This is a genomic window from Massilia genomosp. 1, assembly GCF_011682185.1.
GTDB classification, from domain to species: Bacteria; Pseudomonadota; Gammaproteobacteria; order Burkholderiales; family Burkholderiaceae_D; genus Telluria_A; species Telluria_A rubra.
This window is the reverse complement of sequence record NZ_WHJF01000092.1, coordinates 1-13,896: the sequence shown is the minus strand read 5'-3', so window position 1 is coordinate 13,896 and position 13,896 is coordinate 1. Positions and strand designations below refer to the sequence as shown.

General features: G+C 64.4%; 12 protein-coding genes. 6 read left to right on the top strand and 6 right to left on the bottom strand.

Annotation, left to right across the window (positions count from 1 at the left end; genetic code table 11):
* The first annotated feature begins 2 nt into the window (after nucleotides 1–2).
* The 4 genes from F1735_RS25795 to F1735_RS25780 all read left to right on the top strand — a co-directional run bounded on the left by F1735_RS25795 (nucleotide 3) and on the right by F1735_RS25780 (nucleotide 5,027).
* Nucleotides 3–1,010 (top strand): DUF58 domain-containing protein, encoded by a 1,008-nt coding sequence (locus F1735_RS25795; RefSeq protein ID WP_167239596.1) that lies wholly within the window; start codon nucleotides 3–5, stop codon nucleotides 1,008–1,010.
* Nucleotides 1,007–3,034, top strand: a complete 2,028-nt coding sequence (locus F1735_RS25790; RefSeq protein ID WP_229505963.1) for a transglutaminase TgpA family protein — start codon at nucleotides 1,007–1,009, stop codon at nucleotides 3,032–3,034. The genes F1735_RS25795 and F1735_RS25790 overlap by 4 nt, the downstream gene beginning before the upstream one ends.
* Nucleotides 3,034–4,230 (top strand): lytic murein transglycosylase B, encoded by a 1,197-nt coding sequence (mltB, locus tag F1735_RS25785; protein WP_167239595.1) that lies wholly within the window; start codon nucleotides 3,034–3,036, stop codon nucleotides 4,228–4,230. Before F1735_RS25790 ends, mltB begins: the two co-directional genes overlap by 1 nt.
* Before the next feature lie 494 nt (nucleotides 4,231–4,724).
* Nucleotides 4,725–5,027 (top strand): hypothetical protein, encoded by a 303-nt coding sequence (locus F1735_RS25780; protein WP_229505962.1) that lies wholly within the window; start codon nucleotides 4,725–4,727, stop codon nucleotides 5,025–5,027.
* 223 nt (nucleotides 5,028–5,250) lie between these two features.
* Here F1735_RS25780 and cysM read toward each other — a convergent pair whose 3' ends face one another.
* Entirely contained in the window at nucleotides 5,251–6,153 is a 903-nt protein-coding gene (cysM, locus tag F1735_RS25775) for a cysteine synthase CysM (protein WP_167239594.1), read from the bottom strand.
* 138 nt (nucleotides 6,154–6,291) lie between these two features.
* On the opposite strand from cysM, the gene F1735_RS25770 reads away from it, so the two are divergent.
* Complete coding sequence (locus F1735_RS25770; RefSeq protein WP_167239593.1) at nucleotides 6,292–8,031, top strand: FAD-dependent oxidoreductase; 1,740 nt, start codon at nucleotides 6,292–6,294, stop codon at nucleotides 8,029–8,031.
* Between the two features lie 217 nt (nucleotides 8,032–8,248).
* On the opposite strand, the gene F1735_RS25765 is transcribed toward F1735_RS25770, so the two are convergent.
* The 5 genes from F1735_RS25765 to F1735_RS25745 all read right to left on the bottom strand — a co-directional run bounded on the left by F1735_RS25765 (nucleotide 8,249) and on the right by F1735_RS25745 (nucleotide 12,846).
* The gene (locus F1735_RS25765) at nucleotides 8,249–9,631 is read right to left on the bottom strand and encodes a M20/M25/M40 family metallo-hydrolase (protein ID WP_167239592.1); all 1,383 of its coding nucleotides are present in this window, start codon (nucleotides 9,629–9,631) and stop codon (nucleotides 8,249–8,251) included.
* A gap of 165 nt (nucleotides 9,632–9,796) precedes the next feature.
* Nucleotides 9,797–10,165, bottom strand: coding sequence for a ComEA family DNA-binding protein (locus F1735_RS25760; RefSeq protein ID WP_167239591.1), 369 nt, complete (start codon nucleotides 10,163–10,165; stop codon nucleotides 9,797–9,799).
* 136 nt (nucleotides 10,166–10,301) lie between these two features.
* Entirely contained in the window at nucleotides 10,302–11,285 is a 984-nt protein-coding gene (gene rfaE1, locus F1735_RS25755; protein WP_167239590.1) for a D-glycero-beta-D-manno-heptose-7-phosphate kinase, read from the bottom strand.
* 27 nt (nucleotides 11,286–11,312) lie between these two features.
* Nucleotides 11,313–12,488, bottom strand: coding sequence for a lipopolysaccharide assembly protein LapB (lapB, locus tag F1735_RS25750; RefSeq protein WP_167239589.1), 1,176 nt, complete (start codon nucleotides 12,486–12,488; stop codon nucleotides 11,313–11,315).
* A 52-nt stretch (nucleotides 12,489–12,540) separates the two neighbouring features.
* Nucleotides 12,541–12,846, bottom strand: a complete 306-nt coding sequence (locus tag F1735_RS25745; RefSeq protein WP_167228262.1) for a LapA family protein — start codon at nucleotides 12,844–12,846, stop codon at nucleotides 12,541–12,543.
* Nucleotides 12,847–13,334: 488 nt separating this feature from the next.
* On the opposite strand from F1735_RS25745, the gene F1735_RS25740 reads away from it, so the two are divergent.
* The gene (locus F1735_RS25740) at nucleotides 13,335–13,811 is read left to right on the top strand and encodes a hypothetical protein (RefSeq protein WP_167239588.1); all 477 of its coding nucleotides are present in this window, start codon (nucleotides 13,335–13,337) and stop codon (nucleotides 13,809–13,811) included.
* Nucleotides 13,812–13,896: the final 85 nt, after the last annotated feature.

The following is a 13,896-nucleotide window of genomic DNA, read 5'->3' as shown; positions in this document are numbered from 1 at the left end:
CAATGGCCGCCTTGCTGACACGTTTCATTCCCGCCTCGCTACGCGCCAAGGCGGACACCTGGCTGTTCCAGAAGCGCGGGGTCGACCCGGGCGAAACCTTCCTGGCGCAGCGCCGCGTGTTCATCCTGCCCAGCGGCGCCGGCATGGGATTCGCCGCGCTGATACTGACCTTGTTGATCGGTTCGATCAACTATTCGCTCGGCCTGGGCTTTGCGCTGACCTTCACCATGGGCACCTGCGCCATGGTCGACATTTTCCTGACCTATAAAAACATGGCGCACCTGCACCTGCGCCCGGGCCGCGCGCAGCCGGTGTTCGCGGGCGAAGTGGCGCAGTTCGAACTGCACGTGGTCAACCGCACCAAGCTGGACCGGTATGCACTGTGGATCGACTTCATCGAGGCCGGCGAAGCGCGCCACGTCACCGACGTGGCGGCCGGCGCCAGCAGCGCGGTGATCCTGTCGGCGCCGAGCCTCGAACGCGGCTGGCTGGCGGCGCCGCGCATCCGCCTGTCCACCCGGTTTCCGCTCGGCCTGTTGCGCGCCTGGAGCTACTGGCAGCCGGACCTGTCCGCCCTGGTCTATCCCTTCCCCGAAGAAAACGCGCCGCCGCTGCCGATCTCGGGTGTCGAGAGCGCCGACGGCCACGGCCACGCCGGCCACGACGACTTCGCCGGCATCCGCAGCTACCAGCCGGGCGATCCGATGCGCCACATGGCATGGCGCCAGATCGCGCGGCTCGACCCGGCCGACGGCGGCCAGCTGGTGACCAAGCATTTCGAAGGCGGCGCGATCGATGAGCTGGTACTCGACTTCAATGCCATGCCCACCTTCATGAACCTGGAGCTGCGCTTGTCGCGCATGACGCGCTGGGTGCTCGACGCCGAACAGCGCGCCCTGCCCTACGCGTTCCGCATCGGCGCCATCGATTTCGAGGCCTCCAGCGGCGAAGCGCACCAGGCGGCCTGCCTGCGCGCGCTGGCCCTGCACGGCCTGGGAGAGGCGCCATGAGCGCGCTCAAGACCAAGGCGCCAGGCGCGGGCATGAGCGGCCTGCTCGCCCAGCTACCGCGCGACAAGGCCGACACCCTGCTGCTGCTGGTGGCGGCCTTGATGGTGCTCTCGCCCCATGCCGGCCACCTGCCGCTGTGGGTGTCGGCCCTGTGCGGCCTGACCTTGCTGTGGCGCGCCATGGCCACCCTGCGCGGCACGCGCATGCCGTCGGCGCTGTTGCTGCTGCCGCTGTCGGTGGCGGCCATGGCGGGCGTGTTCATGAGTTACAAGACCCTGTTCGGGCGCGACGCCGGGGTGGCCATGCTGGTGCTGCTGGTGGCCTTCAAGATGCTGGAAATGCATGCGCGGCGCGACCTGTTCGTGGTGATCTTCCTGTCGTTCTTCCTGGTGCTGACCAATTTCTTTTACTCGCAGAGCATTGGCACGGCCTTGATGATGGTCGCCTCGATCATTGCGCTGCTCACCGCGCAGCTGTCGTTCCAGTTCACCGGCGCGGTGCCGCCGCTGGGCCGGCGCCTGTGGATGGGCGCGCGCGTGTTCCTGCTGGCCGCGCCGCTGGCCATCGTGCTGTTCGTGCTGTTCCCGCGCATCCAGGGGCCGCTGTGGGGCATGCCGAGCGACGCCCAGGGCGGGCGCATGGGCCTGTCGAACAGCATGGCGCCGGGGAATATGTCGAACCTGGCGCAGTCGGACGATCCGGTGTTCCAGGTGCGCTTTCTCGATCCGCCGCCATCGAAGGCGCAGCTGTACTGGCGCGGCGTGGTGCTGGGCGAGTTCGACGGGCGCACCTGGACCAAGCTGCGGCGCGCGCCGCGCCGCGTGGCCGAGGAAATTTCGATGAGCGTGCGCGGGCCGGCGATCCGCTATCAACTGACCCTGGAGCCCTCGTCGAACAACTGGCTGTTCGCGCTCGACCTGCCGGACCGCCTGCCGGCCCTGGACGGCAATCCGGCGCATGTGTCGAACGAGATGGAACTGTCGGCCAGTTACGCGCTCGACAAGCGCGTGCGCTACGACATGAGTTCGCACATCGATTACAGCCTCGGCGCCACCGCCGAACTGGCCGAGCGCGCGCGCTGGCTGGACCTGCCCGCGGGCTTTAATCCGCAGGCGCTGCTGATCGGCGCCAGCATCGGCCAGACGGTGCGCAATCCGGACGAGCGCGTCCGTTCAGTCCTGACGATGTTTACCACGCAACCGTTTTCGTACACGCTGCAGCCGCCGCTGCTGGGGCGCGACTCGGTCGATGACTTCCTGTTCAAGACACGCGCCGGCTTTTGCGAGCACTACGCCAGCGCCTTCGTGGTGCTGATGCGCGCCGCCGGGGTGCCGGCGCGCGTGGTGATGGGCTACCAGGGCGGCGAATTCAATCCCATCGACGGCTTTTTGGCGGTGCGCCAGTCGGAAGCGCACGCCTGGGCCGAAGTCTGGATCGCCGGGCGTGGCTGGCTGCGGGTCGACCCCACCGCCGCCGTGGCGCCGGAACGGGTGCAGCGCGGCCTGTCGAGCGCGCTGGCGCAAAATCCGCCCGCTTTTGCCGGCCTGGGCGGGCTGCTCGGCTTGAGCGGCGAGCGCAACGCCTTGCTCGAACAACTGCGCTTTCGCCTCGACGCCGTCAACAATGGCTGGAACCAGTGGGTGCTGAACTACACGCCGGAACGCCAGAGCGGCTTGCTCGAGAGCCTCAAGCTCGGCCTGGCGCACTGGCGCAGCCTCGCCATCCTGGCCGCCATCGGCGCGCTGTCGCTGCTGTGGCGCGCCGTACGGCTGCGGCGCGGGACGGACCCGGTCGATGCGCTATACTCGGCCCTGTGTCGAAGGATGAGCCAGCTTGGCATGGCGCGCGCCGCCGACGAAGGCCCCAACGCCTACGCCGCCCGGCTCGCGCAAGGCAGGCTGGCGCAGGACAAGATCGCCGCCATCAAGCGCTTCCTGGCCCTCTACAGTACACACAAATACAGTGCCCGGCCGCCCGCTCCCGGGCTCGCCTCCACCCTGAAAAGTTTGCTGAACAACATTTAATGAAATTTACTACTCTCTTGCTGGCACTTGCCGTGTCGGCAAGTCCCCTGAGCCAGGCTGCGCCTGCCAAACAACCCGGCAAGAAAAGTGTCCAGTCCAAGGCCGGGGCCAAGGCCAAGGCCGGGGCCAAGGGCGCGCGCAAGGCCGCCGCTTCCGTGGCCGTGCCAGCCGCTGTGGCCGGCGCCGCGCTGACGGCGGCCGAGGCCGGCGACGCCGTCGTCTTCAGCGAATCGGAGGCGGTCAACGCCTTCGCCGACGAAGTGGCGCTGCGGCACGGCTTTCCGCGCGCCGAGCTCGCTGCGCTGATCGGCCAGATCCGCTACATCGATACCGCCGTCCAGCTGGTCAAGCCGGCGCCCAAGGGCAAGCCCAAGAACTGGCAGAATTACAGCCGGGTGACGATCGAGCCGGTCCGCATCAAGGCCGGCCTGGCGTTCTGGAACCAGCACGCCGCCGTGCTGGCGCGCGCCGAGGCCGAGTATGGGGTACCGGCCGAAATCATCGTCGGCATCATCGGCGTGGAGACCATCTACGGGCGCCAGACGGGGCGCTTCCGCGTGCTCGACGTGCTCACCACCCTGGCCTTCGCCTATCCCGAGGCGCCCAACCGGGCCGCGCGCATGGCCTTCTTCCGCGGCGAGCTGGAAAACGCGTTGGTGCTGGCGCGCAAGTCCAATATCGCGCCGCTCTCGATGCTCGGTTCGTTTGCCGGCGCCATCGGCATGCCGCAGTTCATGCCCGGCAGCGTGCTGGCCTACGGGGTCGACTACGACAACGATGGCCGCATCGACCTGCGCGGCTCGGCGGTGGACGCGATCGGCAGCGTGGCCAGCTTCCTGGTCCAGCACGGCTGGCAGGCCAAGCAGACCGGAGCGCTCGTGTATCCGGCCAGCGTGTCCGAGGACCGGGCGTGGGAAAGTTTCCTTAACCAGGGCCTGACGGCCAAGTTCCGTGCCGACGACTTGCGCGCGGGCGGTGTCAGCACCAGCGCCGTGTTGCCTGCGAACCAGCGTTTTGGCCTGATCGACCTGCCCAACGATCCCGACCCGACCGAGTACCGCATCGCCACCGATAATTTTTTCGCTATTACGCAATACAACCGTTCTTACTTCTACGCCATGTCGGTGATCGAATTAGGCCGCGCAATCCGTCAAAACCGGCCTGGACAGGCTCTTGCCTCAGCGGAAACTTTGTAAAAGAATGTAACGACCAGAGCATGTTTTCGGGCCGATTGTGACGCGCACAGCGGGTGCGCGCGGGTCCCGCGTATGCCGCCGCATATCCATTCGTGCCCCATAGAAATGCCTCTTGCGTTAATATACTCAGAAACATGTTGCTAATAAGCCAGTTCTCTTTAGAATTGTGCGGCGGATGCATCTAAATTGTCTTACACTTAAGTTTTCTGGGAAAACAATTAGTTTTTCGGTGATTTTGTGAGAGAATTGCAATGCGGCTATGTTGCGATCAGACAACACAACCGACATCATTTTGTAATCTGTTATTGCTTATCGGTATTAGATTACAAAACGTTGTACAATTGTGTATATTTTTTAAAAAGTGTTACCCAAGATAAATTCGCAAGCGCACTTCGACGGTGGTTGACCAGCAGCGAGAGCTCCGCGTGTTTGACTTAGCAGCACCACTCACAATAGGAATTATTGACATCATGACAAACCAAGTCGGCATTGATATGAACAGCGATTCGGACTCCGATGATCTGCTGCAATACAACCCAAATCGTTTACTCGACACGCTGATTGAAAATCTGCGTCTCAAGAACGATGCGGCCCTGTCGCGCGCGCTGGAAGTGGCGCCGCCAGTGATCTCGAAGATCCGCCACCACCGCCTGCCGGTCGGCGCCTCCCTGCTGATCCGCATGCACGAAGTGAGCGACCTGTCGATCCGCGACCTGCGCTACTTGATGGGCGACCGCCGCAACAAGTTCCGCATCAGCGACAAGCAGTTCAAGCCAAAAGAAGGCGATCCAGCGTAATCGCCGGATCGGTCCGGCCGCGCCGAACAGGCCGCGCCGGATAAGCCCGTGCCTTGCCCTGTGGGGGGCGGCGCACGGGAAGCACAAAAACGCCTTCCACCATGAACGGGTCCGCCCCGTTCGCGGTGGAAGGCGTTTGTTTTTGCGTCACGCACTTGCGTCACGCGCTTGCGCCGCGCGCTTGCGCCACGCGCTTGCGCCGCGCGCTTGCGCCGCGCCGGGTTTATGCGGGGAACACGCCGGTCGACAGGTAACGGTCGCCGCGGTCGCACACGATGAACACGATGGTGGCGTTTTCCACGGTCTGCGAGACGCGCAGGGCGATCTCGCAGGCGCCGGCGGCCGAAATGCCGCAGAAGATGCCCTCTTCGGCCGCCATGCGGCGCGCCATCTGCTCGGCCGCGGCCTGGCTCACGCTCTCGACCTGGTCGACGCGCGCCTTGTCGAAAATTTTCGGCAGGTAGGCTTCGGGCCACTTGCGGATGCCGGGGATCTGCGAGCCGTCCTCGGGCTGGGCGCCGATGATCTGGACCGCCGGGTTTTGCTCTTTTAAATACTGCGACACGCCCATGATGGTGCCGGTGGTGCCCATGGCGCTGACAAAATGCGTGACGCCGCCATTGGTGTCGCGCCAGATCTCGGGACCGGTCGACTCGTAGTGGGCGCGCGGGTTGTCAAGGTTGCCGAACTGGTCGAGGATGATGCCCTTGCCGTCGCGCTGCAGCTGCTCGGCCATGTCGCGCGCGTATTCCATGCCGCCGGTCTTGGGCGTGAGGATGATCTGGGCGCCGTAGGCGGCCATGCTCTGGCGCCGCTCGATCGACAGGTACTCGGGCATCAGCAACAGCATCTTGTAGCCGCGGATCGCCGCCGCCATCGCCAGCGCAATGCCGGTGTTGCCGCTGGTCGCTTCAATCAGGGTATCGCCCGGCTTGATCTGGCCGCGTTCTTCGGCGCGGCGCAGCATCGACATGGCGGCGCGGTCCTTGACCGAACCGGCCGGATTGTCGCCTTCCATTTTGCCGAGGATGATGTTGTTGCGCGCGGCTGCGTCGGCGCCCGGCAGGCGCACCAGGCGCACCAGCGGGGTATTGCCGATCGTATCTTCGATGGTCATGTAAGGCATGGGTTACTCTTTGCGGTTCGACAAAACATCATTCTAATCCACGACGCCCTGGTCCGTATGAGACGGGTCAGCTTGCTGTAGTTTGCCCTGGCTTGCTGCTAGACTGAGGGTTGACCACCTTCCCATAGCGAACCGCCCATGAGCACCCTGCCCGCCCCCGACTTCATCCCCGACAACAGCATCCAGGAGCGCGCCCAGAGCTCGCTGAGCAAGTACGAGACGCGCCGCGACCAGATCTTCCCGGTCCTGACCGGCGCCGAGATCGCGCGCCTGCGCCGTTTCGGCAGCGAGGGGCACTGGGACGACGGGCAAGCCATTTTCGTCGCCGGCGGCGGCAACCCCGGCATGATGATCATCCTCTCGGGCCGGGTGCGCATCAGCCAGTGCGACGGCATGGGCAACAGCCACACGATCGTCGAACACGGGCCGGGCCACTTCACGGCCGACGTGGGCCAGTTGTCGGGCAGCCCGGCGCTGGTGAGTGCGCACGCGGCCGGCACGGTCGAGGCCTTGATCGTCACGCCCGAAGCGTTGCGCGCGCTGGTGGTGGCCGAGGCCGAGCTGGGCGAGCGCATCATGCGCGCACTGATCCTGCGGCGCGTGGGCCTGATCGAAGCCGGCACCAGCGCGCCGGTGCTGGTCGGCCCGGCCGGCAGCGCCGACCTGTTCCGCCTGCAGACCTTCCTGACCAGCAACGGCCATCCGCACATGGTGCTCGACCCGGCCACCAGCCCGAACGCCGAAGCGCTGATCCGCATGTACCAACCCGGCCCGCACGAACTGCCGCTGGTGGTGTGCCCGGACGGCGTGGTGAAAAAAAATCCGAGCCTGGCCGAACTGGGGTACTGCCTCGGCATGCTGCCCGACCTCGACCCGGACAAGGTGTACGACGTGCTGGTGGTGGGCGCCGGCCCGTCCGGCCTGGCGACGGCGGTGTATGCGGCGTCGGAAGGCCTGTCGGTGCTGGTGGTGGAAAACCGCGCCTTCGGCGGCCAGGCCGGCGCCAGCGCGCGCATCGAAAACTACCTGGGATTCCCGACCGGGATTTCGGGGCGCGCGCTGGCCGGGCGGGCGTTTGTGCAATCGCAAAAATTCGGCGCGCAGGTGGCCATTCCGGCCGCCGCCGACAAACTGCTGTGCGACCAGTATCCGCTGCGCCTGTCGCTGGCCGATGGCGGGCAGGTACAGGCGCGCGCGGTGGTGCTGGCCTGCGGCGCGCGCTACCGCAAGCCGGACCTGGCCGACCTGGCCGCGTACGAAGGCTGCGGCGTGTATTACTGGGCCTCGCCGCTGGAAGGACGCCAGTGCCAGGGCGAGGATGTGGTGCTGGTCGGCGGCGGCAATTCGGCCGGCCAGGCGGCCGTGTTCTTGTCGGGGCACGCGAAGACGGTACACATGCTCATTCGCGGCGAGGGGCTGGCGGCGAGCATGTCGAGCTACCTGATCGAGCGGATTGCGGCGACGCCCAATATCGTGCTGCACACGCATACCAGCTTGACCAGGCTGGAAGGCGACGGGCAACGCCTGAGCGGCGTGCGCTGGCAGCATCGCGACGAGCAGGAAGAAAGCCACGTGGTGCGCAGCGTGTTCCTGTTCGTGGGGGCCGATCCGAATTCGGGCTGGCTGGGCGATTGCGGCGTGCAGGTCGACCAGCATGGGTTCGTGATGACCGGGACCGATGTGATGATGGCGCGCTGCCGGGTGACGGGGCAGATGCTCAACCCGGACGGCTCGCTGCACGGGAACCTGGAGACCACGGTACCGGGCGTGTTTGCGATCGGGGATGTGCGGGCCGGGTCGACCAAGCGCGTGGCCGCGGCCGTGGGAGAAGGCGCGGCGGTGGTGGCGCAGTTGCATGCATATCTGGCGGTGAAGTAGGCGCTGTTATTTGCGTCGCCAGCTCCGTCGTTCACGCTACCACCACCGTCGTTCCCGCTACCACCACCGTCATTCCCGCTACCACCACCGTCGCTTGCGCTACCACCGTCGTTCCCGCGCAAGCGGGAACCCAATTTTGTGCCGCAGCCACTGGCTGATCTACGAGATTGGGTTCCCGCCGAGTGCCGCCTTGGCGCGGGAACGACGGTGGAGTTTTTTACCTGAGCGGCGCCGGATACGTCGCCACGCTCACATTGCCATCCTTGTCCACCGCCTGCACCCCGAAGAAGTAGCTATCCTTCGACAGCTTGACGGTTGCCTCGGTCACATTCCCCACAAACAAAGCTCCCTGCCACTGCGCGGCCGTGGTGTCGCGCCAGACGATGCGGTAGCCGGCCAGGTCAGGCTCGCCGTTGGCCTGCCATACCAGCGACGAATCGTTTTCCAGCTTCGCGGTGCGCATCTGCACCTTCTGCGGCGCGGCCGGGGCCAGCGCCAAGGTCGCCAGCGCCGCCGCATTCACCCGCGCCACGTTGGCGATGTAGTTGTAGTCGTTGAACTCGGGCAGGTCGCCATACTGCAGCGCGCCTTCCTTGCGCACGTTCTGGTGCTGGTGCGTGAAGTCTTCGTTCGGCTCCGTGAAGCGCAGCGCCGCATAACCGCGCTCCAGGAACGGCATATGGTCGCCCCCGCGCAGGTAACGGTCGCGCCGCTGGATCACATTGACCGTAAACCCGGGCACGTAACGCTCCCCCACTTCCTTCACATGGCGCGCCAGCTGGCGCGAGGTGGAATCGTTTTCGCCGCCGGTCGCCAGCAGGGCGCGATTGCTGTCGCTGTTCTCTTTGGTCGCCGGGATCGATTCGGCGAACAGGCGCACCTGCCTGTCATCGACGCGGCCATCGTCGGCGCGCGAGCTGCCGATGATATCGTTGGTGAACATGCCTTGCAGGTTCAGGTTCTTGAGCCTGGCCTGTTCGGCCCAATGCGCCGCGCCCAGCAAGCCCTGCTCCTCGGCCGCCACCGCCATGAAGACGATGGTCGCGTCGAACTGGTGGCGCGCCATCACGCACGCCATTTCCATGACGGCGGCGGTGCCGGAAGCGTCGTCGTTGGCGCCGGGCGCCTCGCCGCTGGCGTCCATGATCTCGGTATTGCGCGAGTCGTAGTGGCCGCTGACGACGTAGATGCGTTCCTTCGACGCCGCCTGCGTGCCGGGCAGGGTCGCGACCACGTTGACGATCTCGGTCGGACGCGAAATGCGCGCCGACACCGGCGTGACGTGGCTGTCGAAACTCACTTGCAGTCGCCCGCCGGCGGCGCCGCCGCAGCGTTCCAGCTCCATCTTGATCCAGCGCCGCGCGGCGCCGATGCCGGCCGTCTCCGAGACCGTATCGGACATGGTGTGGCGCGTCTTGAAGCCGACCAGTTTGCGCACATGCGCTTCGATGCGCTGCGGCGAAATAGCGGCCACGATTTTATCGACCTGGGCCTGGCGGCGCGCAAGGTCGGGGCTTGCCGGAGCGGCGGCGCAGGCGCCGGAAGCGACGGTGGCGATCAGGGTGGCAAGCAGGGGTGTGGTGAACGGAACAGATGCCATGAGAGGTCCTTTGCGACGGCGACAGTTAACTATGCGTCGTTATCTTCTCACGACCCTGCGCGCGCAAGTGCGTCCATACAGCGAAAAAACCACGCTCGCGCAAGCTGCGTCCATGAAAAAAACCCGCGGCGTTGGCGGCGGGTTTTTTGGCGAGACGCACGGCGCTTACATCTTGGCGGGCGCCTGCGCCGGCTTGGCCGCTGTGGCGGGCCTGGCGGCCGCTGCGGCCTTGCCCGCCGTCGCTGGCGCGGCGCCGGCGCCGTCAAACGGCTTGCCCGCGACCTGCAAGCCGGCTTGCGAGAGCTTCACCGCGCGCTTGTCGCCCACGCCCTTGACGCGCTTGGAAAAGTCGGCCCAGTCCTTGAACTCGCCACCCTTGGTGCGTTCTTCCAGGATCAGCTTGGAGGTAGAGGGGCCGATGCCCTTCACACTGTCGAGTGCGGCTGCATCGGCCTTGTTCACATCGACCTGGGCAAACGCCATGCTCATCGCGGCCACCAGTGTTGCAATGGCCAGCATCAATTGTCGGATCATGTTGTGTCTCCTTCAGATTAGAGGGACGCGGGTGCGGCCCCAACAAGCTAACGGATGACCCGGCACAATGTTGACCGCTCCGATTGAGCGCTATCAGAACGGCGAAACGCCAATCGTGTAGGCAGGCCCGGCTGTTCTACAGGCCGAACAGTTCCTCGCGCGTCACGGTCGCCGTGCCGAGCTTGCCTACGACGATGCCGCCGGCGCGGTTGGCCGTCATGATGGCGTCGGCCATCGGCATGCCGGCGCCGAGCATCGAGGCCATGGTGGCGATGACCGTGTCGCCCGCGCCGGAAACGTCGAACACTTCGCGCGCGTCGGCATGCATGTGCAGCACCTCGTGGGCGGTGTACAAACTCATGCCCTCTTCCGAGCGCGTGAGCAGCAGCGCGTCCAGGCGCAGTTCGGTGCGCAGGGCCTGGGCCTTGGTGGTGAGCTGTTCTTCGGACGACCAGCTGCCGACGATACGGCGGAACTCCGACTTGTTCGGCGTGAGCACGGTGGCCCCGGCGTAGCGCGAAAAATCGTCGCCCTTGGGGTCGACCATGACGATCTTGCCGGCCGCGCGGCCGGCCTCGATCATGTGCGCCACGTTCACCAGGCTGCCCTTGTTGTAGTCGGACAGGATCACCACGTCGAAATCGGGCAGCAGTGCGTTGAACTGGGTGAGCTTGTCGCGCAGGACGGTGTCGGTGGGGGCGTCTTCGAAGTCGATGCGCAGCAGTTGCTGCTGGCGGCCGATCACGCGCAGCTTGATGATGGTGGAAATGGCGGCGTCGCGCTGCAGGTAGCTGTCGATGCGCGACTCGGCCAGCAGCTGCGCGACCTGCTCGCCCGCCTCGTCGGCCCCGACCACGCCCAAGAGGCCACAGTGGGCGCCGAGGGCCGCCGCATTGCGCGCCACGTTGGCGGCGCCGCCCAGGCGCTCTTCGCGCCTTTCGATGCGCACGATCGGCACCGGCGCTTCGGGCGAGATGCGGCTGACGTCACCGAACCAGTAACGGTCCAGCATTACGTCGCCGACGACCAGGATGCGCACCGCGGCCAGGTCGGGCGCGGCGATGAAGGGATGGCTGTCGGCGCTGAGCAGGCGCGCGGGCGTGGCGGTGAGATTGGTCATCGTTCGGTTACGCTTAATCGGTTACGTCTAATTCATGACATTGAGTTCTTCGGTGCGGCGCGGCGGGTAGGTCTCCCAGCGGCTGCATCCCGGGCACTGCCAGTAGAACTGGCGCGCCTTGAAGCCGCAGTGGCTGCACTGGTAGCGCGCCAGCTTCTGGGTGTAACCGCGCACCAGGTTCTTCACCATCGACAGCTCTTCCCAGACATCGGCCGGGGCGTCCATCAGGCGCGCTTCGAGCAGTTTGTCGAGGCCGAGCAGGGTCGGATTGCGGCGCAGTTCATCGATCATCAACTGCTTGGCCGCGTCCACTCCATCGAGTTCGATGACGGCCTTGAACACCACTTCGATCAGGTCGATCGAGGACGCTTCGGCCAGGTAGGAGCGCAACAGGTTGACCCCTTCCTGCGGACGGCCGACCTTGCGGTAGCCATCCATCAGGCGCTGCGCGACCAGGGCCACGTGCGGCACGCTTTGCTGTTCGACGCGGCGCCAGGTCACCAGCGCGCCTTCGACATCATCCCTGACCAGTTGGGCGTCGCCGGTCAACAAGGTGGCGCGCACATTCTTGCGGTCGGCCTGCAGGGCTTTGTCGAGCAGGGCCAGGGCGTCGTCGGTGTGCATGTGGACCAGCGCATCCTGGGCCAGCTCGCAGTAGAACTGGGCGATTTCCTTCTGGCGCGCGCCGGCGCCCGACTCTTGCAGCCCGAGTGCGGCTTCGATCGCGCGCGGCCATTCTTTTTCGCGCTGGTAGATTTCGAGCAGGGCGCGGCGCGCTTGGGCGCCGTAGGGCGTGTCGAGCAGCAGGTTGAAGGTTTCCTCGGCCCGATCGAGCAGGCCGGCCTTGAGGTAATCCATGCCCAGTTCGTACTGGCCGTGGGCCTTTTCGTCGGCCGGCAGGTCGGGACGCGAGAGCAGGTTCTGGTGTACGCGGATGGCGCGCTCGATCTCGCCGCGGCGGCGGAACAGGTTGCCGAGGGCGAAGTGCATCTCCACCGTTTCAGGATCGAGCTTGACGATGTCGATGAAGGCGTCGATGGCCTTGTCGGGCTGCTCGTTGAGCAGAAAATTCAGGCCGCGAAAATATCCTCGCGGCAAGGTGCGAGATTCGGACAGCAGTTGCTTGATGTCAACGCGCGCGGCGATCCATCCCAGGGCGAAAAACAAGGGGATGCCAAGCAACATCCAGGTTTCTAATTCCATGCGGTTCTTTTTGTTGGTTTTTCAGATGGGTGACTGCGGGGTGACTGCCGGGTTACTGCTGCGTGCTGACGCTGTCCGGCTGCGGCTGGGCGACAGTGGTGCGCGCCACGGTTTGCAGGGCGACGATGGTGTTCTTGTGCTTCGACGTTTCGCGGCGGTGGCGGAACACGGTGGGCGTGACGGCCAGGATGCCGAGGGCAGCGCCGGCCACAAAAAAGCCCAGCAGCATCAGCACCAGGGGGCCGCGCAGTTCGTAATTGAGGAAAAAATGCAGGTCGACTTCCTGCGTGTTTTTCAGGGCGAAGCCGAAAAACAGGATAAACAGAATAAATCCAACGATGGTGGATACAAATTTCATCAGCCAGGTCCAGTCTGAAAAGGTCGCAAGTGTCGCATATTACACCAAAACAGAGGGGGTCCGGGCGGGCGGGGAGCTGCTGCGGGCCTGTGGATGGCGCGAGGTTTGCCGACGTAGAAACGGGTGAGCGGACCTCGCGCCACTGGCGCAGGCGATCAAGCATGGCGCGCCAGGTAGCCGACCGTCGGAGCAGGGCGACCAATACAGAAAGGAGCGGCTTCGGACCGGCCCCCTGGGCCGGTCCTTGTCACGCTGTGGCGAGCATTGAGCATGTCACGATCTATGCAATAGCGCTGAGCAAGACTTGGGCGATGCTTCGTATGGAGACAATTGTGGTGGTATGCGGCGCTATTTTCTTTGAAGATGAAAAATGTGCTGATGAACGAACGACCTATTACCGATTTCTATAAAATGCCTCGGCCAACAGCCTACAACGCTGGCTATGAGCATCCATTGAAAAAATGACAAAACATCTTATTGTGAGTTGCATGTTTTTTGTTTCCTCCTTCTCGATTGCGTCAGATGAGGTGACGAAGCCGCCGGCATGGGAGATTTGCTATGAACCTATCTATAGCATCTCCGAACGGCCGAGTACCATGCGTTCTTTTCCGAAAACTTGTACGCCGTTAGGCCGATTAGAGTACACGCAAGAGAGATATCGCGATCTTGCACTTGCAATCGGGAATCTGGATATTGCGGTCAACAGAGCCGAAAAAGCCGCATCAAGGAGGGGCGCGATCGATTTCAACACGATCAGGGTAAAGATCAGCATGGGGCCTGACGTCATGTTCATCGACAAAACGGGATCAGGCGTCTTTCGCGGCCAAACGTTTCTATTATCTGAAGAAAATATGTCAAAAATAGAACGCGTATTGGGCGCACTGCATGAGTGTATGGAATATCGTGAAGAATTGAAGAAGCAAAGTAACTGTTTAGCCCTGACCGTTGTAAACGCGCAATTGTAAACATTCCGATATCCGGGCATGATGCCGGTCATGGTAAAACTTGCCCCTCTTCCCGACCTCTCGACTCTCTCGCATCCCGAAAAAG